Source organism: Formicincola oecophyllae, assembly GCF_006542395.2.
Taxonomy (GTDB): domain Bacteria; phylum Pseudomonadota; class Alphaproteobacteria; order Acetobacterales; family Acetobacteraceae; genus Formicincola; species Formicincola oecophyllae.
This window is the reverse complement of the sequence record NZ_CP038231.1, coordinates 1,589,930-1,611,320: the sequence shown is the minus strand read 5'-3', so window position 1 is coordinate 1,611,320 and position 21,391 is coordinate 1,589,930. Positions and strand designations below refer to the sequence as shown.

The following is a 21,391-nucleotide window of genomic DNA, read 5'->3' as shown; positions in this document are numbered from 1 at the left end:
CACGCCTGCAAGGGAAAGCCAACTCTTGCCCAGGCCCCCTGTCAACCATACCACGGTCAAGCTGCACCACCTGGTTCTGATGATGGTTCAGGCGCGCTGGCCTTGGCCATGAGCTTACCCAGTACGCCAAGGACTTTGCGGGCGGTCTTGATGCGGGCCGCGTTGGGCAGTTCCCGCACCACGGCCAGCTTGCCATCTGGGCGTATCTTCACGCCAGCTTTGCTGTTCCTCTCCACCCAGCGGAGGAGGCCGTCTGGGTTGGCGAACACGTCCTTGCGGAACTGCAGCACCATGCCCTTCGGCCCCGTTTCCAGCCGTTCCACCCCGACTTCCCGGCACAGCTTCTTCAGCATCACCGTCTCCAGCAGGTTGGAGACCTCCTCAGGAAGGGGGCCGAAGCGGTCGGCCAGCTCCAGGCTCATGGCCTCCACCTCCCCCTCGTCAGCCAGGCGGGCGATGCGGCGGTAGAGGTTCAGCCGCACAGGCAGGTCCTTGATGTAGCCTTCTGGCAGGAGAACGGGCAGGCCAAGGACGATGGCCGGCGTCCAGTCATCGCGGGCGGCCAGGGCGGCCTCCTTGCCGCGTTGGGCGCGCAGGTCCACCACGGCCTCCTGCAGCATTTGCTGGTAAAGCTCCACCCCCACTTCCCTGATGTGGCCTGACTGCTCATCGCCCAGCAGGTTGCCGGCGCCGCGCAGATCCAAATCGTGGCTGGCCAGGGTGAAGCCGGCGCCCAGTGTGTCGAGCGTCTCCATGATCTCCAGCCGCTTGCGCGATGAGGTGGAGAGCGCCTGCCCCTGTGGCCAGGTCAGGTAGGCGTAGCCACGCTGCTTGCCGCGCCCCACGCGCCCGCGCAGCTGGTAGAGCTGGCCAAGGCCGAACATGTCGGCGCGGTGGATGATGATGGTGTTCACCCCTGGCATGTCCAGGCCGCTTTCAACGATGTTGGTTGAAAGCAGGATGTCGTATTTGCCTTCCGAGAATTCGCTCATCACGGTTTCAAGCTCGGTTGGAGTCAGGCGGCCGTGGGCTTCGGCTATGCGCGCGTCAGGCGCGATGGCCTTCAGGCGCTCAGCCATGCGGGGCATGTCCGCCAGGCGCGGCACGACGCAGAACACCTGCCCACCCCTGAAACGCTCGCGCTGGATGGCCTCCTTGATGGTCATGCGGTCAAAGGGCGTAATGAAGGTGCGCACGGCCAAGCGGTCCGTTGGGGGGGTGGCGATGAGGCTCATCTCCCGCACGCCGGTGAGGGAGAGCTGAAGCGTGCGCGGCAGGGGTGTAGCCGAAAGGGTGAGGACATGGACATCCTCCCGCAGGGCCTTCAACCGTTCCTTGTGGGCCACGCCGAAATGCTGCTCCTCGTCCACAATCACCAGGCCAAGGCGGTCTGGGGCAATGCCTTTGCCCAAAAGCGCATGGGTGCCGATGACTACGTCAATGGTGCCATCCGCCAAGCCTTGGCGCACGCGCGCAGCCTCCCTGGGGGTGACGAGGCGCGAAAGCTGCGCCACCTTGAGTGGAAACCCCTTGAAACGCTCCACAAAGCTGTTGAAGTGCTGGCGCGCCAGCAAAGTCGTTGGCACCACCACAGCCACCTGCCGCCCTGACATGGCGGCGACAAAAGCAGCGCGCAGCGCCACCTCCGTTTTGCCAAAACCAACGTCACCGCAAATCAGCCTGTCCATGGGCACGCCGGAGGCCATATCCCCCAGGACGTCTGAAACCGCCTGCAGCTGGTCCTCCGTCTCAATAAAGGGGAAGCGGGCGCAGAACTCGTCCCAGGCGCCTTCAGCGGGCGCCATGGCTGGCGCCGTTTTGAGGGCGCGCAGGGCGGCGGTGCGGATGAGGTCGGCGGCCATTTCGCGCAGGCGCGTCTTCATCTTGGCCTTGCGGGCCTGCCAGGCGGTGCCGCCCAACCTGTCCAGCGCCACAACGCCCTGGTCGGCGCCAAAGCGGCTCAGCAGGTCGATGTTCTCCACAGGCAGGAGGAGGCGCTGCTCCCCCTCATAGACGATAGCGAGGTAATCATGCGCCACCAGCCCTTCTGAGACCGTCTCCAATCCAGCGTAGCGGCCAATGCCGTACTCCTCATGCACCACCAGGTCGCCGGCCTCGATCTCCCCCACCTGCAGGAGGGCCTCGGCGTTTTTGCGCTTTTTGCGCGGCGGCCGCGCCAGGCGCTCCCCCAGGATATCCTGTTCAGTGATGAACACCTGCCGCGGCCCCACAAAGCCGTGCTCCAGCCCCAGTACCACAACGGCCACAGTGCCCCTGGCCATGGCTGCGGCCTCTGGCCAGCTGTCAGCGCCTTTGGCCTTGATGCCGTGCTCAGCCAGCATGGCCAGCAAGCGCTCCTTGGAACCGCGGCTCCAAGCAGTGATGCACACTTTGCGGCCAGATTTCTGCCATTCAGCCACCTGGGCCTTCATGGCGGCGAAGCCTTCGGCCTGGTTTTCAGGCCCTGTGCCGCGCTCCTTCTGCACGACCCTGCCCAGGACGAAGCGCGGCGCTGGCCTGAAGCCAGCATCCACCAAGGCACCATCAGCCCCCTGCCCTTCCTCTGCAGGGGGGGCGAAGGGCTGCAGGACGGCGCTGGGGTGGCGGGCCAGCATGGCCTCCCACCCAGCCTGGTCCAGGTAAAGGCGTGAAGGGGGCAGCGGGCGGTAGGGCAGCTCCCCCTCAGGGCGTTCCGTCAGGCGGGCCTGGTAATGGTCCTGCACCATCTCCAGCCTGGCTGCCACCATGGGGGCCACGTCCGGGTGCAGCGTCAAGGCGGCGCCTGGGACGTAATCAAGCAAGGTTGAAAGGTGCTGGCCGTCACCTTCATGGAACAAGGGCAGGTAGTGCTCCATGCCAGCAGCGCTGCGGCCTGCAGCCACCTGGGTGGGGATGGCGTCCCCCGTGGCGTCTGGCCCGAAGGCGTCCAGCCAGCCGCGCCCAAAACGCCTGATGGTTTCTGGCGTTAGCGGCGCCTCCGTGGCGGGGCCAAGGGTGATGCCCCCCAAAGGGGCGCCAGAGCGCTGGGTGGCGATATCAAAAGTGCGGATGTTCTCAATCTCATCGCCAAACAAATCCAGCCGCACCCCTTGGCTGAGGGCGGGGGGGAACAAATCCATAATGCCACCGCGGATGGCGTATTCGCCGCGCTCCATCACGGTGTCAACGCGGCTGTAGCCCAGGGCTGCCAACGTGCCCGCCACCGTGGCCTGGTCAAGCGCCCCACCAGGCTTCAGCTGCAGGCTGCGCCCTTGCACGGCCTCCACAGGGCTTGTGCGCTGGATGAGGGCGTTAACGGTAGTGAGAACGATGCGCCCTGTTGGGGGCGCAGGCTCCAGCAAGCGGGAGAGGGCGGCGGCGCGTTCAGCCAAAATGGTGCCATGGGGGGAGACGCGGTCATAAGGTAGGCTGTCCCAGGCGGGGAAGCGCACGATGTCCACCTCAGGCATCAGCCATTCAAGCTGCTCAGCCAAGGTGGCCAGCTCCTGCGCATTGCGTGCCACATGCACCAGGGTGCCTTGGTGCTCAGCCAGGCGTTGGCGCAGGGCAAGGGGGGTTGCGGCTTCTGGCACGCCCCACACCGTCAGCTGCGCGCCCTGGCCAGCCTGCGTTGGGGGGGTGGCTGTGGCTGGCTTGGCTTGGGGGGGGTGCGGCACCTGGCGTTGCTCCTTGGGGGTGCTGGCAAGCGGTCGGGGCCATCACCGCCCCAGCCCCGCCTTGGCCAGGCTTTGGGTTTAGCCCCTGTTTATAAAGCCCCCAGGCGGGGCTGTCATGGGTGGGAATGGATGGGGCCTGGCAAGGGGGGCGCGCATTGCCTAACCTGCACCTAATCAGTCTTGCCACGCCCAAGCCACCTATGGAGCGCCCTTTGCCAGCCCCCACCCAGCCTGCGCCCTGCGCCCCACCAGCCCAGGCTGTCAGCCCAAACGCTGGCAACCCCTTTGCACTGGCAGCGCTGGAAGCCCCCTTGGCAAGCCTGCCTGGCATAGGGCCGCGCACAGCGCCCTTGTTGGCCAAGGTGGCTGGGGGGGGGCGGGTCCTCGACCTCCTCTTCACCATGCCGGAGAAGCTGGTGGACCGCCGCAACCTCCAAACCATTGCGCAAGCGCGCCAAAACCAGCCTGGCACGGTGTTCACAAGCCGCCTCAAAGTGCTGTCAGTGCGCACGCCGAAACGCCCTGGCCAGCCCACCATCATGCGCGCTGGGGACGGCACAGGCTTCCTAGAAGCAGCGTGGTTCCGCAAAGGCCGCGTACCCCTGCCGGCTGTCGGTACGGAGATCTTGATTTCAGGCGCGGCTACCTTTCGCCATGACGTCCTGACCTTGAACGGGCCTGAGCGCTTAGTACCTTGGGCGGAGCGGGGGCGCTTCCCCTGGCTAGACCCTGTCTGGCCGCTGACGGCGGGGCTGACGCGCGCTGCCATGGAAAAGGCCATCCAGGCCGCTCTGGTGCGGCTTGAAGGGCTGGCCATGCCTGAATGGCACGACCCCACCCTGGTACGGCAGCGCTGCTGGCCTAGCTTTGTGGAAGCCCTGCAATGGCTACACCACCCCACAGAGGCCGCGCGCCAGTGGCGGCAGCGCCAGCGGGCAAGGGAGGCTGGAACGAGCCAGGGCGGGGGGGCGCTTGAAAGCCCCCCGGCCCAGGAAGGCACGCTGGGGCTGATGCTTGACCGCGCCCAAAGCCGCCTGGCCGCTGACGAGCTCCTGGCTAGCCAGCTTTACCTGGCCCTTTCCCGCGCGGAGGCGGCAGGCCGCCAAGGCCGCCCCCTAACAGGCGGCACAGAGGGGCCCTTATGGCAGGCCCAGATGCTTGAGGCCTTCGGCCACCCCCCCACCCCTTCCCAAAACAGCGCCTTTGCGGAGATAGCGGCGGAAATGGCCGCCCCCACCCCCATGAACAGGCTTCTGCAAGGTGATGTCGGGGCTGGCAAAACATGGGTGGCTATGATGGCCATGCTCCAAGCGGCGGGCTCTGGCGCGCAAGCCGCCCTGATGGCGCCGACCGGCCTTCTGGCCCACCAGCACCATGCAACGCTCAGCAAGCTGTGCCCGCTGCCCGTCACCTACCTTGGCGGCGACTTAAGCACCGCTGAGCGCCAAGCTGCGCTGGAGCACATCAAAAGTGGCGAGGCCAAACTGATTGTAGGCACCCATGCCCTTTTCCAGGATGACGTCACCTTCCATGACCTTGGACTGGCCATTGTAGATGAGCAGCACCGCTTTGGCGTTGAGCAGCGCCTGCGCCTGGCTGAAAAGGCGCGTGACCCTGCCTTGCCAGCCGACATGCTGGTGATGACGGCAACCCCTATCCCCCGCACCCTGCAGCTGGCCCGCTGGGGGGAGCTTGGCGTCAGCCGGCTTGAAGGGCGCCCCCAAGGGCGGCTGCCGGTCAAAACCACCCTCCACGATCACCAGCAGCGCGATGAGGTGATGGCAGCCCTAGCGCGCGCATTGGCGCAAGGGCGGCAGGTTTTCTGGGTTTGCCCCCTGGTGGAGGAGAGCGAGGCCCTGAGTGCCACCGCCGCTGAGGAACGCAGGGCCGCTCTAGTCAAGCGCTTTGGCGAAGGCGCGGTAGGGCTGGCCCACGGCCGCCAGGAAGCAGCCCTACGCCAGGCGGAGCTTGCGCGTTTCAGGGAGGGGGAAAGCCGCATCCTGGTGGCCACAACCGTGGTGGAGGTGGGGGTGGACATCCCCACAGCCACCATCATGGTGATTGAGGACGCAGACCGTTTCGGCCTGGCGCAGCTTCACCAGCTGCGCGGGCGCGTGGGGCGTGGGGGCGGGCAGTCGTTCTGCCTTCTGCTGCCCAGCGCTGGCGCTGGCAAAACCGCCCTGGAGCGCCTTGATTTGCTGCGCCACACCGAAGACGGCTTCCTCATCGCTGACAAGGACTACCAGATGCGCGGCGCAGGCGACCCAGCTGGGCGGCGCCAAAGCGGCCTGCCCGCCTTCCGCCTGGCTGTAGGGGCTGAAACCCCAGCCCTGCTGGAACTCGCCACGCGTGAGGCCAGGCTGCTGCTTGGGCGGCTGCAGCACCCAGGGGCCAGCGCTGACCAGGGGGAGGGGCGGGCTGCTTTGGGGCTGCTTCTGCGCCTTTTTGGCCATGACCCAGCCCGCGCCCTCACCCTGGCTGGCTAATGGCAGAAGCGCTGCGGCCATACCAGCCACACATGGATATTTCAGTGGCGCAGCCTTTGGGGCCATGCTAACGCTTGTTCACAGGCCCTGCCCAGTCCATGATGTTTCATGGCCTGCTTCTGTGTGGCGGGCCAGGCTTTGCCCGTGCCCAGGCCCCAGCGGCCTGTAAGCCGTGGCGGGGCTTTTTCCCTCCCAGACTATACGCGGAACGAGACTTTGAGAAACAACCGAACCGACCGCAGCTCTTTTTCACCCCGCCGCGGCGGATTTGACCGTGATTTCCCCTCAGAGCCATCCTTCATGGGTGGCCAGGGGGGTGGTTTCGGGGGGGGGCGCCCGCCGCGCCGTCCTGGCCGTGGCCCCATCGCCAGCGGCCCGGAAGTTGGCGCGACCGTCAAGTGGTTCAACGCGGAGCGTGGCTTTGGCTTCGTTGGGTTGAGCGACGGCAGCGGTGACGTGTTCCTGCACGCCAACACCCTCAACGATGCTGGCCACCCCACGCCGGAGCCTGGCACCACCTTGACGGTGCGCACGGGCCAGGGCCCCAAGGGGCGCCAAGTGGCTGAGATCCTCTCCTTTGATGCCAGCACGGCAGAAGCCCCGACAAGCCGCCCCAGCGGGCCGCGCGCAGGCTTTGGCGGCGCTGCCCCTGACATGTCCACCGCCCAGGACATGCGCGGCACGGTCAAGTGGTACAACCCCACCAAGGGTTTTGGCTTCATCACCCCTGAGAACGGCGGCAAGGATGTGTTCATCCACGCTTCCGCCCTGGGCCGCTCTGGCCTGGACAACCTGGCTGACGGCCAGCAGGTGGACATGAAGGTGGCCCAGGGCCACAAAGGCCCTGAGGCGCTGAGCGTCACGCCTGTTTGACAACCACCCTTCCTGTTGCGTGCGCCCTGTGTCCCCGTCTTGGCCCGGACTGAAGGCGCACCGGCAGGCACAGCCAGTGCCACGGCCCGATTGCCGCCATGGCCTGACTGATGGCATAGCCACCCATCCTTTCCTTTGTGGAGGGGATGGGTTTTTTCTTGGGCTGGTTTCCAAGCTGTTTTCCCAGAAAAACGGCGCGTGTGGGAAGCGCTTGCGCCTGCCGCGCTGGCTTTACTGGCCTCATCGACTACTGGCCTCATCGACTACTGGCCTCAGCACATCGTGAGGGAAGCAGGGCCCATAACCTGACATGGTTGAAAGCGCCTGAAAACAGCTGCTTTTTGATGTTTCCAGCCTGCTGCCGCCTGAAAGGCGGTTCACGGCAAAGGCGCCCACCCAGAACAGTTCAAAGCGCGTTTGAACAACGTTTGTACACTGTTCAAATGGTTGGCTTTGCCTGCCCATGGTTGACGGTTTTCGAGCCTTTGTTGGGCAGGAAAAGCCATTAGGGGTAGCCCACGCCATGGTCTTTGGTGTTAGAATGGCCCGTGATGTTAGGTTTGTTAGTCATGTGATGGGCCTTTCATTGTGTGTTAGGCCCCGGTCGCCGCCGGGGCCACCAAGCACCCTACGGCCCCTTCTTTTGGGTTTGAATTGAAGCTTGTTCACGATGGCCGCTCATTAAGGCGTGTGGGTCACCACCCTTGCCAGAGGGGCATGAAGGCTTTGACCTTTTATCTGACCTCTTGAAGAGGCTTGCCCCCCGCTCGCCAGTTCAATCAGGGCAACAGCTTCACCAAGAAAGCTTCCTTCATCGCTTTCCCTTGGGCCTACCCCCTCTCACGGCTCCAGCCCTGCACGGCCAAGGGCTGCGATTCCAAGCACGGCTTCGCCAGGCACCCTCAAACTCCCTTTGAGCTGAGCTTGAATAAGCAAGCACCCTCAGGGCAAGTGCCCCAGGGGGTGGAATGCCCAACAAGGGTTTGCCATCCCCCCCACCCTTCAGCAGTCCAAAAGCCTGCCCGACCCTGTCCGCCATGGTGCCACCTCAAGCCAGGGTGTCCATGTCCATGGCGCTTTGGAGGCAAGGCGGTGAAATCATTGAAGGCGCTGGAGAGGGGCACGGAGAGAGAGGGGAAATGAAGCCCTTAAGCCATCCTAGCGCGCAGGGCCGCCGCCACGGTGCTGGCGCACTCCTTGTCCATCATTCCCAAAACCTTTGGGCTTTCAATCCCTCAGAACCTCAGGTCCTAAGGGTTACCCCGCATGGTCAGAGGTTTTTGTCGCGCATCAGGCGTGCCTTGTCGCGCTGCCAGTCACGGTCTGCCATGGCGCGGCGCTTATCATGGTTCTTCTTGCCCTGGCCCAGCCCTAGAAGAACTTTGGCCTGGCCGCGCTCATTGAAGTGGATGTCAAGCGGCACAAGGGTGATCCCCTCCTTCTGCACAGCGCCCAGAAGCTTGTTGACCTGTTTGCGGTGGAGGAGGAGCTTGCGCGGCGCGCGCGTCTCAAAACGCGAAAGGACGCCGCCCTGATATTCAGGGATGTAGGCGTTGACGAGCCACATCTCCCCCCCCCGCTCGCCAGCGTAGGCTTCCGTGATGGTGGCGCGGCCTAGGCGCAGGCTTTTGACCTCTGGCCCCTTCAGCACCAGCCCAGCCTCCACAGTCTCCAAAATGGCGTAGTTATGCCTGGCCTTGCGGTTCTGCGCCACAATGCCGTGTGAAATCAGTGTTTTGCGCGCTTTCTTCTCAGCCATGGCTGTTCCTTTGCCGTGTTGGTGTTCCAGCCCGAACAGGGCGTGGGCGTGCCCTCACACTAGGCCCAGGGCGGCCATAGCGGCGTCAAGGCGCGCCTGGGTCGCAGGCCTGGGGGCCACCAGCGGCAAGCGCAGGCAGGGCGCCCCAAAGCCCAGCTTAGCGATGGCGTACTTCACGGGGCCTGGGCTGGTTTCAGCGAACAGGGCGTCATGGAGGGGTGTCAGCTTATCCTGGAGCGCGATGGCTTCCTCCAGCTTGCCCTCCTCCCACAAATCATGCAGGCGCTGGCACAGTTCAGGCGCCACATTGGCCGTCACGCTGATGCAGCCATGGCCGCCAGCCGCCCTGAAGGAGAGGGCGGACCCATCCTCCCCGGAAAGCTGGTTGAACCCCGCCCCCACAGCACGGCGCACAGCGATGGGCCGTGTGAGGTCAGCGGTCGCGTCCTTGGTGCCGGCGATGTTGGGGTGGCGCGCCAGGCGCGCCATGGTCTCCACACTGACATCCACCACGGAACGGCCGGGGATGCAGTAAATCCACAGCGGCAGGGGGGTTGCGTCAGCAATGGCCATGTAGTGCGCGTAAAGCCCTTCCTGCGTGGGCTTGTTGTAGTAGGGCACCGCCACCAGCAGGGCGTCAGCGCCCGCCTGGTGGGCGAAGCGCGCCATGTTCACCGCCTCCCTGGTGCAGTTGGACCCAGCGCCCGCCATGACGGGCACGCGGCCTTCAGCTGCCTTGACGCACAGCGCCACCACGCGCCCGTGTTCCTCATGGGTCAGGGTGGGGCTTTCGCCTGTCGTGCCCATGGGCACCAGGCCGCGCACGCCGCCTGCGACCTGGCGTTGCACGTGGCGCGTGAAGGCCCCTTCATCCAGGCTGCCGTCAACGGCCATAGGGGTGGCTAGGGCTGTGAACACGCCCCTGAACACCTCATTGACGGCGCGCCCCTTGTGGCGGCCTGTTGCGCAGCGTTTGGGGGTGGGGGTGGCGTTCATGGCGTCTCTCCGTTGCCAGGCGCCCGCCCAGGCGAGGGGGCGCCCCATGGTTCGGTCTGTGAAGGGTTGGCCTGCGCCCTCCAGGTTGGCTGGCCTTCACCCAGGCCCCCTCTGTACGCGCTGCGAGGGTAGACGCCAAGCACCCGCACGCTTACGCAGGTGCGGCCCAGGGCGTGGAGGGCAGCGTCCATGGCGGGCTGGCCTGGGGCGGCTTCCACATCCATTAGGAAGCATGGCGTGTCAAAGCGTCCCCCCTTCATGTAACTTTCAATGCGCGTCATGTTGACGCCATGGGTAGCAAAACCGCCCAGCATGGCATGAAGGGCCCCTGGCACGCTCGGCCCCTCCACAATCAGGGTCGTCATCAGGCCATGGGGGGCGTCCCTGCAGCCTTGGGGGTGGTGGGCGCCTTCCGGCGCAGCCAAGTAGAAGCGCGTTGTGTTGTGGCCTGCATCCTCCACATGGCGGGCCAGGACCTCCAGCCCATTCAACGTGCCAGCCAGTTCGGAGGCCACGGCGGCTTGGGAAGGGTCACCCCATGAAGCCACCAGTTCGGCAGCGCCCGCCGTGTCAAAGGCGCTGACGCCCTCCAGGCCCTGGGCAGCCAGATAATCTCTGATTTGCAGCAAAGCCACCGGGTGGGTATGGACGCGCCTGACCGCCCCCAAAGGCGTGCCTGGCAGCGCCAAAAGGCAGTGGTGGATGGGCATAAAATGCTCCCCCACCAGCACCAGGGCGGCATCTGGCAGCAGGGCGTGGATTTCAGGCACGCGCCCAGCCAGCGTGTTCTCGCAAGGCAGCAGGGCCTCATCAGCTTGACCAAAGCGCACGGCGTTGATGGCAGCAGCGAAGCTGGGGCACGGCAGCGTAGCCCAACCAGGGCGGGCCTGGCGCGCGGCCAGGTCTGAATAGGCCCCAGGGCGCCCTTGGAAAGCAATGGTGCCTAGAACGTTGCCCAAAGGGGCGTTCTCCTGGTGGGCTGGGGAGGGGGCAGGCGCGCTCACAACACACCTTCCTCTTCCCCGGCCCCTTCCAGGAGGAGACGGGCGCGCACCAGGTCATCAGGGGTGTCCACCCCCCAGGGGGCTTCATCAATAGCAGCGCACCCCACAGTCATGCCAGCTTCAAGGGCGCGGAGTTGCTCAAGCGATTCGCGCTTCTCCAGTGTGCTGGGGGGCAGCGCCACGAAGCGCTCCAGCGCGGGGCGGCGCCAGGCGTAAAGGCCCACATGGTGCCAAAGCGGCCCGTGCCCCCCTGGCACTACAGCGCGCGAAAAATAAAGCGCGCGTGCGCTGTTCCGCCCTGGCCCCAGGGCGCAGGCCACTTTGACGACAGAGGGTGCCTCTGCCTCCGCCTGGTGGTGGATGGGCGCAGCCAGCGTGCCGATATCCATGGCCTGCCCTCCCACCAGCAGCGCCTCCAGCCCTGCTTGGATGTGTTCAGGTCTAACCAGTGGCAGGTCGCCCTGAACGTTGACGACAACGTCGTGGCGCTTCTCTGGGTCCACCAACGCCAGCGCTGCCGCCACGCGGTCAGACCCGCTGGGCAGGGCGGGGTCGGTCAGCACCAGCTGCACTGCGCCCATGCCCTCACGCTCCAGCTCTGCCAGCGGGGTGCTAAGGGCCTGAGCCATCTCCCCACCATCCACCGCTAGGATCACCGGCCCCAGCGCTGCCTTCAAGGCTGCGCGGGCCACATGCACCACCATGGGCTGGCCCGCCAAAGGCAGCAGGGCTTTGCGCGGCAGGCGGCTGGAGGCAAGGCGCGCTGGAATGACCACAGCGGGGTTGCGGGGGCGTTCTGGTGTTGGTGCAGCTGGCATCAAGGACATCATGGGGCCTATCATGTACATTTCCAGCCCGGCCAGCCAGCCTTGAAAGCGGCCCAACCAAGCGATGTGCCCATCATGCCAGACGACAACGCTTTTGCAGCCCCGCCACGCGACATTTTAGAACGCGCCCTGCGCGCAGCCCACTATTGCGCTGACGAAGCAGCCCGCCACGCACTGCCCCTGTTCAGAAAGCCCTTGCAAGCAGAGGTCAAGCAGGATGGCAGCCCCGTGACGGTGGCTGACAAAGCAGCGGAGGAAGCCATGCGCGCCCACCTGGCCCAGGCCTTCCCCAACCATGCCGTCCTGGGGGAGGAAAGCGGCCTGGCGCAAGGCGCGCACGGCGCCCCAACCACGCCAGCCACCATGGCTGAATGGCTTTGGGTGCTTGACCCCATAGACGGCACAAGGGCCTTCCTGACGGGGCGCCCAAGCTTCTGCACCCTTGTGGCGCTGCTGCACCATGGCAGGCCCGTTCTGGGCCTTGTGGACCAACCGGTAACAGGCGAACGCTGGCACGCTGTGCTGGGCGGGCCAACCCACTACGCCAGCAGCAAGGGCTTCCCGGGCACCGTGGGCACACGCCAAGGGCGCGCCCTTGGGCAGGCGGAACTCTCCTGCACAGCGCCTGAAATCATCGCGCCCGCCAACCAGGCAGCCTTCAAGGCGCTGCAAAACCAGGCCGCCCGCATGAGCTGGGGCGGGGACGCTTACGCTTACGGCCTTTTGGCGCTGGGGCAGCTGGACCTTATCGCCGAAGACACCATGAAACCTTGGGACTGGGCCGCGCTAGCGCCAGTGGTGGAGGGCGCAGGCGGCGTGATGAGCGACTGGCAGGGACGCCCGCTGACCTTCACCCCCCAAAAGGGCGACCAGAGTGGCGGCACAGTGCTGGCAGCAGCCAACCCCACACTCCACAAGCAGGCGGTGGAAGCCCTTGGCGCCCACCCAATGCGCTAACCACCAAATGCGCTGAAGGGATGGCCCAAACCACCTGCCGCAGCCCCCCATTCGGGCCGGGTTACCTGGCCAAGGCCAAACCGCCAAAGGGCCGCTTCCAGAACCGGGTCAGGTGACTCCACCGCCTAAGTGCTTTAACAGGGGTCTTCACCATTCCTGCTGTGCCAGGCCGTGCCCGCACCAGCGCCATGGAGGCCCCGATGACCAATCGTCCCCAGCCGCAACTCTCCCTGCCTAAGAACAAAATCCGCGTCCTCCTTCTGGAAGGGGTGCACCCCAGCGCCATCGAAGCCTTGGCTGAACAAGGCTACCATGAGGTACGCACCCTCAAAGGCGCGCTTGAGGGGGACGCCCTCAAGGAGGCACTGGCTGGCGTGCACCTGCTTGGCATCCGCAGCCGCACCAAGATGACGCGTGAGGTCATTGAGGCCGCCGACCGTCTCATCGCTATTGGGTGTTTCTGCATCGGCACCAATCAGGTGGATTTGGAGGCCGCGCGCGGTGCGGGCGTGCCTGTTTTCAACGCACCTTACGCCAACACGCGCTCTGTAGCGGAACTGACGATGGGGGAGGCTATGCTGCTCCTGCGGCGCGTGCCAAGCCGCTCCGCCGGGGCGCACCAGGGCCGCTGGGACAAATCCGCCGCCCACTCCCACGAGGTGCGCGGCAAAACGCTGGGCATCGTGGGCTATGGGTCCATCGGTTCGCAGGTGTCCATCCTGGCAGAAGCCATGGGGATGAACGTCCTTTATTACGACATCGCCCCCAAGCTGCCCCACGGCAACGCGCAGGCCACCCGCAGCCTGGAGGAGCTGCTGCGAGAATCGGACATCGTCACCCTGCACGTGCCTGAACTGCCCACCACCCGCAACATGATCAGCGAGCGCGAAATCCGCCTGATGAAGCCAGGCGCCATTCTCATCAACAACGCGCGCGGCAGCATTGTGGATGTGGAAGCTGAAGCCCGCGCCCTGGCGGAGGGTCACCTGCTTGGCGCCGCAGCTGACGTGTTCCCGGTGGAGCCGAAGAACGCCTCCACCCCCTTTGAAAGCCCGCTGCAGGGCTGCGACAACGTCATCCTCACCCCCCACATCGGCGCTTCCACGCTGGAGGCGCAGGAGCGCATCGGCCAGGAGGTGGCGCGCAAGCTAGCCACCTACTCAGACATTGGCGCAACACTAGGTGCGGTGAACTTCCCAGAGGTGCAGCTGCCAGCCAGGCCAGAGGGGATGCGCTTCATGCATGTGCACCAGAACCGCCCTGGCATCCTGCGCCAAGTCAATGACGTGATGGCTGAAACAGGCTGCAACGTCACAGCGCAGTACCTGCAGACTGATGGCGGCATTGGCTATGTGGTGGTGGAGGCCACGCTGGGGGCCGGCACGGGTGAAGGTGACGTCCTCGCTAGGTTGGGGCAGCTTGAAGGCACCATCAGAACGCGCCTCATCAGGGCGGCGGGCTGAGCGGGACATGATGGCGGGGGGCACCACGTTAGGCCAGCCATCGTCAAGCCAGGCGGCTGGCAGCGGCCCAGGCAGGGCAGGCAGTCCAAGCCTGGCGCGGGTGGAGACTTGCGCCTTCGCTGGGATTGAGGCCGTGCCTGTCACGGTGGAAGTGCACATCTCCTCAGGGCTGCCCGCTTTCCTGATTGTGGGTATGCCTGACAAAGCCGTGGCGGAAGCACGCGAGCGCGTGCGCGCCGCCTGCGCCAGCATGGGGCTGGCTTTGCCGGCCAAGCGCATCCTGGTCAGCCTTACCCCAGCTGATATTCCCAAGGAGGGAGCTCATTATGACCTGCCCATCGCCTTGGCCCTTCTAGCGGCCATGGGGGTGGTGCCGCCAGAAGCCACCCAGGGGCGCATGGCGTTGGGGGAGTTGGCGCTCGATGGGCGCCTCAACCCCGTGGCTGGCGTTCTGTGCGCAGCCCTGGCGGCGGCGCAGCAAGGCCTGGCGCTTGTCTGCCCGCGCAGCCAAGGGGTGGAGGCCCGCTGGGGTCACCCTGAACTGCCCGTCACCGGGGCTGACACGCTCCCAGCCTTGGTGGCGCATTTCAGGGGGGTTGCGCCTTTGCCGCCCGTGCCAGCCCCCCACCCCCAGGAACCTGATTATGGCCCAGACCTGGCTGACGTGCGCGGCCAGGCCATTGGGCGGCGCGCGCTTGAAATCGCAGCAGCTGGCGGCCACTCCCTTTTGATGAACGGTCCCCCTGGCACAGGCAAGTCCATGCTGGCAGCGCGCCTGCCTGGCCTGCTGCCCGATTTATCACCAGAAGAGATCCTGGAGGTTTCGCGCATTCATTCCATGGCGGGATTGCTGGCGCCAGGCCAGCTCGTCCTGCGGCCGCCTTACCGCGCGCCGCACCACAACGCCAGCTTGGCCGCCATGGCTGGCGGCGGCACCCATGCCCGCCCAGGGGAAATCAGCCTGGCCCATGACGGCGTCCTGTTCCTTGATGAGCTACCCGAATTCGCCCGCCCCACGCTTGAGGCCCTGCGCCAACCGCTGGAGACAGGCGCCATCACTATTGCCCGCGCCCAGCGCCACACTACTTACCCAGCGCGCTTTCAGTTCGTGGCGGCCATGAACCCCTGCCGCTGCGGCTATCTGGGCGACCCTGAGCGGGCCTGCCGCAAAGCGCCGCGCTGCGGGGAGGATTACACGGCACGCCTCTCTGGCCCGCTTTTGGACCGCATCGACCTTCAAGTGCGCATCTCCCCTCTTTCCCCCCTTGAGATCATGCGCGCCCCAGCAGGGGAGAACAGCGCCACCGTCCGTGCCCGCGTGGTGGCTGCGCGCAGCCGCGCTGTGGAACGCCAGGGCCACCCCAACGCCATGGCGGACGCCAGCACGATTACGCTGGACAGGGAAGCCCGCACCCGCACAGAGGAAGCGGCGCTACGCTTGCGCCTTTCCAACCGTGGCATTACACGGCTGCTGCGCGTGGCGCGCACCATCGCCGACCTAGCTGGCAGCGCTGACGTTCTTCCAGCCCACGTCATGGAGGCGTTGGGCTACAGGGTGCATTCATGACCATTTCCCCGCCCACCAGCGCAACCACCCCCACAGGCGCCGCGCCAGAACGCCCCACCCCAAGCGCCCAGGTAGGCGCCTTCCCCCCCGCGCAGCCTGGCACCCCACACTCCAGCATTGTGCCCCAAGGCCAGGGGGGGCTTGCCAACCCGCCTTGGCTGCGTGTCGTCAGCTGGAACCTGCTCCATATCAAAGGCGCCACCCTTCATGACGTCCTGCGCTTGGTGGATCTGACCAACCCTGACGTTTTGCTGATGCAGGAAGCCCTACCCATGACGGACGCCTTACCAGGGCTGCTGGGCGGCCACTATGCCCGCGCCTGCTTGCCAGGGCGCCCCCACGGCACTGCCTGCTGGAGTCGCCTGCCTTTTGACGCCCTACCGGCCCTCCACCCCCTGCCACCTGGCATGATCGTGCGGCGCAATGCGCAGGTTATGCGTTTCCAGGCGCCGTTTGGGCCTTTCTGCATCGCTAATGTCCACCTCTCCCACGGGCAGATCCTCAACAGGCGCCAGCTGCGGCACCTGCGCGCGGGCCTTTTGGAACGTGCCATCATCATGGGGGACTTCAACCAGGTTGGCCCGGCCCTTTTGGGAGAGTTCAAGGATGTTGGGCCGCGCGCGCGCACCCACTTAATGCTTAAGCGCATCCCCCTGCGCCTGGACCGCTGCCTGGTGCGTGGCTTCCAAGCTCTGGAACGCGGTACGCTGCCCACTTTTGGCTCAGACCACAAACCTATTTCACTGCTGCTTCAACCTTCCCCCGTTTAAGGGGTGGGGCTGGGGCTCGCAGCCCTTGAGCCCAGCCCTTTAAGCCTTGGGCAAGGCCTTCACAGATAGGGCCCTCACAGATAGGGCGAAAGTAGGCGGCAGATGCTGTTGCGCAGCCTTTTCCACAAAGGCCAGCGGCGGATCATGGCCATGGTGAGCTGCTCCTCACGCTGGGCCAGCATGTAATCAAGCACCTTGCGCGTGACGGCTTGGTCATGGATGGCAGCGTCAGCCTCGAAGTTCAGCCGGAGCGAACGCGGGTCCATGTTGGCGCTGCCCACCAAGGCCCATTCACCGTCCACCGTCATCAGCTTGGAATGATTGAAGGGCTGGGTGCCGTACCAGATGTTCACGCCAACCTTCACCAAGGGGCGGAGGTAGAAGTCGCGCGCATGGTCGACAAAGGGATGGTTGCTGGGGTGTGGCACGATGAGGTCCACCTGCACACCGCGTAGCACGGCCAGGCCAAGCTCCGTGGCTAGGCGCGAATCAGGGATGAAGTAAGGCGTCATGAAACACACGTGCTTTTTGGCCAGGATGACGGCTTGAAGCATGGTGTACTCGATCCGCTCCATGTCCCTGTCTGGGCCGGAAGCCACAATGCGCGTTGGAATGGTGCCTGGCGTCTCTGGATTGGGGAAGAAGGTGGGCCCATCGAGGACCTCGCCTGTGGTGAAGGCCCAATCGCGCGCGAAGGTGTCCGTCAGCTGCAACGCTGTGGGCCCTTCAATGCGGAAGGCGGTGTCAGCGATGGGGTAGGGCTGCTTGAGGTGGACGAGGTTGTGCACGGTGATGTTCATCCCCCCCGTGAAGCCCACGCGCCCGTCCACCACCAGGATTTTGCGGTGCAGGCGCAGGTTGATGAACGTCATCTGCCATGGCCAGAAGGAGTGCATGAAGCGCGCAGCCGGCACGCCAGCCTTCCTGAGGGCGTCATAGGCTGGGCTGCGGAAATAGCCACTGCCGATGCCATCCACCAGGACACGCACAGCCACCCCGCGGCGGACGGCAGCGGCCAGCGCTTTGATGAACTGCTTGCCCACCTTGTCGTCAGCGAAGATGTAGACCCCAAGCACGATGGACGTCTTGGCGCTGTTGATGGCCTCCAGCATGGCGGGATAGGCTGCCTCACCGCTGAAATAGGGCTGGACGCTGTTGCCGCGCAGAAGCTTGTTGTCGGTGATGAGGTCAAGCATCCGCACCAGGGGCTGCAGGGGGCCTGGCGGGTTGCAGGCCAGCGACTGCAGCGGCACGCTGGCTGGAAGGGCGCAGCGGTTCATCAGGCGCTGCGCTTTGCGCTGGACGCGGTTAATGCCAAATGTCAGGTAAAGCAGCGTGCCGCTGAAAGGGCGCATCCAGCAGGCGCCGATCCAGCCCATGGCGGCGGCCGTATTGCGCTTGGTCAGCAGGATGTGGAACGTGGCCCCCACAGCGCAGCCTAGCCGCGCCACCTCCAGGGTGATGTGTAAAGGCGATGTGGCCCGTTTGAAACGCGCGACCAATGCCCCATCCACTTTCCGCAGCGCACCCAGAAGGCGCTTTTGCAGGTGTGGCGGCAGTGAATCAGGCACAAGGGCAGCCAGCATTCTCTCTTGGTCTGCAGGTGTGGGCAGCATGGACATGGCTTGGTTCTCCCCTCATGTGCGCGCACAAGCCACAGCGGCAGGGCACGTTAGGCGCGGTTTGTTCAGGCTTCGCGCAGCATCCATTGCGGCGCCTGGCGCCCCACGGCGCCACGGCGGCCAAAAAGCTTCTCCAGGTCAGCTGGCTTGCGCTGGCGTTGGCCTGGGCGCCACACAAGCCCTTCAGCACTGTCGAACATTCTCACCTCACGCACAAAGGCCCCCTCTGGCAAGCGCTGGAACTGCACCCCTTGCCCGCGCGTGACTTCTGGCACGTGCTCCAGCGGGAAGGCTAGCGCTTTGCGGTGGCTGCCCACCAGAAGAACGCTGTCGCCTTCCACAAGCTGGCAATGGGCCAGGCTGTCGCCCTCACGCAGGTTGACCACCTGTCGCCCCGTGCGTTTCTCAGCGGCCAGGCTGGCGCCGCGCACCTTCATGCCGCGCCCTTGCGCTGTGGTAAACAGGCGGCACTCATCGTCACGCAGGGGGAACAGCGCCACCACCTGGTCCTCAGGGGGGACGTCCACAATGGTGCGCACAGCCTTGCCATGGCCGCGCCCACGCGGCATGTCAGCCGCAGCCAGGGTGAAGGCGCGCCCACCGCTTGACATCAGGGCAAGCTTGTCTGTGCTTTCGCACTCAATGGCCAACCAGCCCTCGTCACCATCCTTGAAGCGCATTTTGTCCGTTTCAAGGCCGTGCCCTTTGAGCGCCCGCAGCCAGCCCTGGCGCGACAGCACCACGGTGACGGGCTCGCGCTCGATGTCCTCCACAGCGGCGCTAACGTCCACCTCAGCTGGAGCGGCAGCCAGGCTGGTGCGGCGCGCGCCCTCTGGCCTGGCTGCGTAAAGCGCTGCCATGGCGCGCAGATTAGCCACCAACTTCCGCCAGCGCTTGCGTTCGGAACCAAGCAAGCCCTCAAGGGTGGCGGCCTCCTTGGCAAGGGCCGTGCGCTCCTTGCGCAGGCTTGCCTCCTCCAAGCGCTTGAGAGAGCGCAGGCGCATGTCCAGGATGGCGTTGGCCTGCATCTCGTCAAGACTATGAGCTGCCATCAGCGCGGCTTTGGGGTCGTCCTCATCGCGGATGATGGCAATCACGCTGTCCAGGTGGAGGTAGACCGTCATCAAAGCGTCCAGGATGGCCAAGCGGCGGCGCACCCCCTCCAGCCTGTGGGCGGCGCGGCGCTTGAAGACGTCGTGGGCATGGTCAAGCCAGGCCTGCAGAACGGCCTTGAGCGAATGCACCCCAGGCACCCCTGTAGCGTCCAGAACGTTCATATTGAGGCTAAAGCGGTTCTCAAGCGGTGTGGTGCGGAACAGCGTCTCCATCAGCATTTCAGGCGCGACAGAGCGGTTCTTGGGTTCCAGCACCAGGCGCACGTTTTCAGCGCTCTCATCGCGCACGTCAGCCAAGAGGGGCAGCTTCTTCTTTTCCATCGCGCTGGCGATTTGCTCAATCAAGCGGCCTTTCTGCACCTGGTAGGGCAGTTCCGTAACCACCACCTGCCATTGGCCGCGCCCCAGATCCTCCACCTGCCAGCGCGCCCGCACCCTGAAAGCACCGCGCCCACTTTCATAGGCAGCCTTCAGGGTGGCTTTGTCCTCCACCAGGACACCGCCTGTGGGGAAGTCAGGACCGCCGATGTCAACCAGCAAATCATCAACCGTAGCCGCTGGGTTTTCAGCCAGGCGCACAGCGGCGTTGTAAAGCTCCACAGCGTTGTGGGGGGGAATGTTGGTGGCCATGCCCACAGCAATGCCGGCCGCGCCGTTGGCCAGCAAGTTGGGGAAAAGGCCAGGCATAACGGTGGGCTCGTGGTTTTCGCCGTCATAGGTGGGGCGGAAATCGGTCGCGTCATCACCGATTCCCTCCAGCAACACTTGCGCTGTGAAGGTCAGGCGGCTTTCCGTGTAGCGCATGGCGGCTGCACCATCGCCATCAATGGAGCCGAAATTGCCCTGTCCCTCCACCAAGGGGTAGCGCGCAGCGAAATCCTGCGCCAAACGCACCAGCGCATCATAAACGGCGGCATCCCCATGGGGGTGGTACTTGCCGATGACGTCCCCCACAACGCGGGCGCATTTTTTGAAACCAGCTTCCGGGTTCAGCTTCAGCTCATGCATGGCATAGACCAGGCGGCGGTGGACAGGCTTGAGGCCATCGCGCACGTCTGGCAGCGAACGCGCCGTGATGGTGGAAAGGGCGTAGGAGAGGTAGCGCTCGCTCAAAGCCTCAATCAACGGCACATTGCGGATGGTGCCAGCCGGCCTCTCCGCCAGCGCTACTTTGGTGGGGGTGTTGGTCGCTGTTTTCTTCCTGTTTGATGCTGTCACGCCGTCAACGCTTTCACTGTCCTGAATTGTGCAGTCCAACCGCTTTGTGCCAGGCCAGCCAAAGGCCTAGGGACTGTTTGCTTCTCCGCTTGTTTTCAGGCCCCACTTTAGCACATCAAACACCAAGCGCGGGCAGGAAATAGGCAGGAAACAGCGCAAAAATGCGCTTTCATTCCCCCTTTTCACTCCCCTCTCGAAGGGGGCTTGGCCCAGGGCTGGGAAGGGCAGCCCCCAGGTCTGCCTCAAGCGTGGCGCGCGCCAGGGGCAGGGGCTTGTGGACAGCGTCAAACACATCCTGGCGCAGGAAATGCCCTGTCAGCCGCAGGCCCATCAGGGCTTCCGCCGTGGTGGGGGTGGTGCTTGGCGCGCCAGGCACCATGAAAGGCGGCAAGGGCAGCAGGCGGTCGCGCCAGCGCCCGGCCCCTGCAGCACTAACGGCACGGCCAGTGCGGGGGGAGACACCCACCAGCACAGCACCTTCCCCAGCCTTGGCCCCCGTGACCGCACAGGAAGCGAGGTTAAGGCCAAAGCCAAGCTCCGCCAGCAGAAGCTGTTCCCAATTGATGATATCCGCCCAAGGGACCTGGCCAGGGTTGCGGCAAAGCTGCCCCAGAAGCTGCACCAGCCCTTCGAACAGGCGCGGGTGGGGCTGTCTGTCTGCCAGGGTTTCCAAGCACAGGGCGCAAGCACTGTTGAGGGCGGCCAGGCTTTGCGGGCTTTCCATCAACACAGCACTGACGGGGTGGAGCATTTCGCCGCGCACATGGCCTAGCTGCTCTGGCAGGCGCGCCTTCCAACTGGCCAGGATGATGTTACCGCGTTGCCAAAGCGAGCGCTGGCTGCGGGCGCGCGCCCCCAGGGCACTGGCGCGGCGCAGGCCGTGTTCCGCTGTCAGGAAGGTGATGATGGCGCCATTCTCACCACTGTCGTGCCCATCCAGCACCACGGCTGGGGTTTGCCACTCAATCATCGCTTCCTCCACGCGTTACGTCTTCCAGGCGCTAGGGGGCGCTGGGCCGGCTTGGGGCATGAAAAAGCCTGCCGCCCCATCCAGCCACAAAGGGCTGGGGGACGTGCA

Annotated in this window: 14 protein-coding genes; 6 read left to right on the top strand and 8 right to left on the bottom strand. The window is 65.2% G+C overall.

What is annotated here, in order from left to right; translation table 11 throughout:
• Positions 1 to 56: 56 nt before the first annotated feature.
• Positions 57 to 3,587, bottom strand: coding sequence for a transcription-repair coupling factor (gene mfd, locus E3E12_RS07115; protein WP_240810630.1), 3,531 nt, complete (start codon positions 3,585 to 3,587; stop codon positions 57 to 59).
• A 281-nt stretch (positions 3,588 to 3,868) separates the two neighbouring features.
• On the opposite strand from mfd, the gene E3E12_RS07110 reads away from it, so the two are divergent.
• Positions 3,869 to 6,142 (top strand): ATP-dependent DNA helicase RecG, encoded by a 2,274-nt coding sequence (locus tag E3E12_RS07110; protein ID WP_240810480.1) that lies wholly within the window; start codon positions 3,869 to 3,871, stop codon positions 6,140 to 6,142.
• Between the two features lie 216 nt (positions 6,143 to 6,358).
• Positions 6,359 to 7,015 carry a cold-shock protein gene (locus E3E12_RS09110; RefSeq protein WP_286206887.1) on the top strand — a complete coding sequence of 219 codons (657 nt, stop codon included), beginning with the start codon at positions 6,359 to 6,361 and terminating at the stop codon, positions 7,013 to 7,015.
• Between the two features lie 1,270 nt (positions 7,016 to 8,285).
• Here the strand turns inward: E3E12_RS09110 and smpB are convergent.
• From smpB to E3E12_RS07085, 4 genes are read right to left on the bottom strand one after another with little or no spacing between them, the layout of a single operon-like run.
• Complete coding sequence (gene smpB, locus E3E12_RS07100; RefSeq protein WP_141443674.1) at positions 8,286 to 8,774, bottom strand: SsrA-binding protein SmpB; 489 nt, start codon at positions 8,772 to 8,774, stop codon at positions 8,286 to 8,288.
• Between the two features lie 54 nt (positions 8,775 to 8,828).
• Positions 8,829 to 9,770, bottom strand: coding sequence for a 4-hydroxy-tetrahydrodipicolinate synthase (gene dapA / locus E3E12_RS07095; protein ID WP_141443673.1), 942 nt, complete (start codon positions 9,768 to 9,770; stop codon positions 8,829 to 8,831).
• Complete coding sequence (locus E3E12_RS07090; protein ID WP_240810479.1) at positions 9,767 to 10,774, bottom strand: prephenate dehydratase domain-containing protein; 1,008 nt, start codon at positions 10,772 to 10,774, stop codon at positions 9,767 to 9,769. The genes dapA and E3E12_RS07090 overlap by 4 nt, the downstream gene beginning before the upstream one ends.
• On the bottom strand, positions 10,771 to 11,616 hold the full coding sequence (locus tag E3E12_RS07085; protein ID WP_240810478.1) for a 3-deoxy-manno-octulosonate cytidylyltransferase: 846 nt from the start codon (positions 11,614 to 11,616) through the stop codon (positions 10,771 to 10,773). The genes E3E12_RS07090 and E3E12_RS07085 overlap by 4 nt, the downstream gene beginning before the upstream one ends.
• 60 nt (positions 11,617 to 11,676) lie before the next feature.
• On the opposite strand from E3E12_RS07085, the gene E3E12_RS07080 reads away from it, so the two are divergent.
• From E3E12_RS07080 to E3E12_RS07065, 4 genes are all read left to right on the top strand, one after another.
• Positions 11,677 to 12,558 (top strand): inositol monophosphatase family protein, encoded by an 882-nt coding sequence (locus tag E3E12_RS07080; protein ID WP_141443672.1) that lies wholly within the window; start codon positions 11,677 to 11,679, stop codon positions 12,556 to 12,558.
• A 200-nt stretch (positions 12,559 to 12,758) separates the two neighbouring features.
• A complete protein-coding gene (gene serA / locus E3E12_RS07075) occupies positions 12,759 to 14,021 on the top strand; it encodes a phosphoglycerate dehydrogenase (RefSeq protein WP_141443671.1) in 1,263 nt (420 codons plus the stop codon).
• Positions 13,978 to 15,588: a YifB family Mg chelatase-like AAA ATPase gene (locus E3E12_RS07070; RefSeq protein WP_240810477.1), complete on the top strand. Its 1,611-nt coding sequence runs from the start codon at positions 13,978 to 13,980 to the stop codon at positions 15,586 to 15,588. The genes serA and E3E12_RS07070 overlap by 44 nt, the downstream gene beginning before the upstream one ends.
• Positions 15,585 to 16,358, top strand: a complete 774-nt coding sequence (locus tag E3E12_RS07065) for an endonuclease/exonuclease/phosphatase family protein (protein ID WP_141443670.1) — start codon at positions 15,585 to 15,587, stop codon at positions 16,356 to 16,358. The genes E3E12_RS07070 and E3E12_RS07065 overlap by 4 nt, the downstream gene beginning before the upstream one ends.
• 74 nt (positions 16,359 to 16,432) lie before the next feature.
• Here the strand turns inward: E3E12_RS07065 and cls are convergent, their stop codons facing one another.
• The 3 genes from cls to recO form a co-directional block, all read right to left on the bottom strand.
• Positions 16,433 to 17,980 carry a cardiolipin synthase gene (gene cls / locus E3E12_RS07060; RefSeq protein ID WP_240810476.1) on the bottom strand — a complete coding sequence of 516 codons (1,548 nt, stop codon included), beginning with the start codon at positions 17,978 to 17,980 and terminating at the stop codon, positions 16,433 to 16,435.
• 65 nt (positions 17,981 to 18,045) lie between these two features.
• Entirely contained in the window at positions 18,046 to 20,259 is a 2,214-nt protein-coding gene (gene parC / locus E3E12_RS07055) for a DNA topoisomerase IV subunit A (RefSeq protein ID WP_141444170.1), read from the bottom strand.
• A 223-nt stretch (positions 20,260 to 20,482) separates the two neighbouring features.
• On the bottom strand, positions 20,483 to 21,283 hold the full coding sequence (recO, locus tag E3E12_RS07050; RefSeq protein WP_240810475.1) for a DNA repair protein RecO: 801 nt from the start codon (positions 21,281 to 21,283) through the stop codon (positions 20,483 to 20,485).
• Positions 21,284 to 21,391: the final 108 nt, after the last annotated feature.

Bases quoted from the DNA above. Each gene is read 5' to 3' on its own strand.
- smpB (WP_141443674.1), bottom strand. From the start codon at position 8,774: ATGGCTGAGAAGAAAGCGCGCAAAACACTGATTTCACACGGCATTGTG.
- dapA (WP_141443673.1), bottom strand. From the start codon at position 9,770: ATGAACGCCACCCCCACCCCCAAACGCTGCGCAACAGGCCGCCACAAG.
- E3E12_RS07085 (WP_240810478.1), bottom strand. From the start codon at position 11,616: ATGATAGGCCCCATGATGTCCTTGATGCCAGCTGCACCAACACCAGAA.
- E3E12_RS07080 (WP_141443672.1), top strand. From the start codon at position 11,677: ATGCCAGACGACAACGCTTTTGCAGCCCCGCCACGCGACATTTTAGAA.
- serA (WP_141443671.1), top strand. From the start codon at position 12,759: ATGACCAATCGTCCCCAGCCGCAACTCTCCCTGCCTAAGAACAAAATC.
- E3E12_RS07065 (WP_141443670.1), top strand. From the start codon at position 15,585: ATGACCATTTCCCCGCCCACCAGCGCAACCACCCCCACAGGCGCCGCG.
- cls (WP_240810476.1), bottom strand. From the start codon at position 17,980: ATGTCCATGCTGCCCACACCTGCAGACCAAGAGAGAATGCTGGCTGCC.
- recO (WP_240810475.1), bottom strand. From the start codon at position 21,283: ATGATTGAGTGGCAAACCCCAGCCGTGGTGCTGGATGGGCACGACAGT.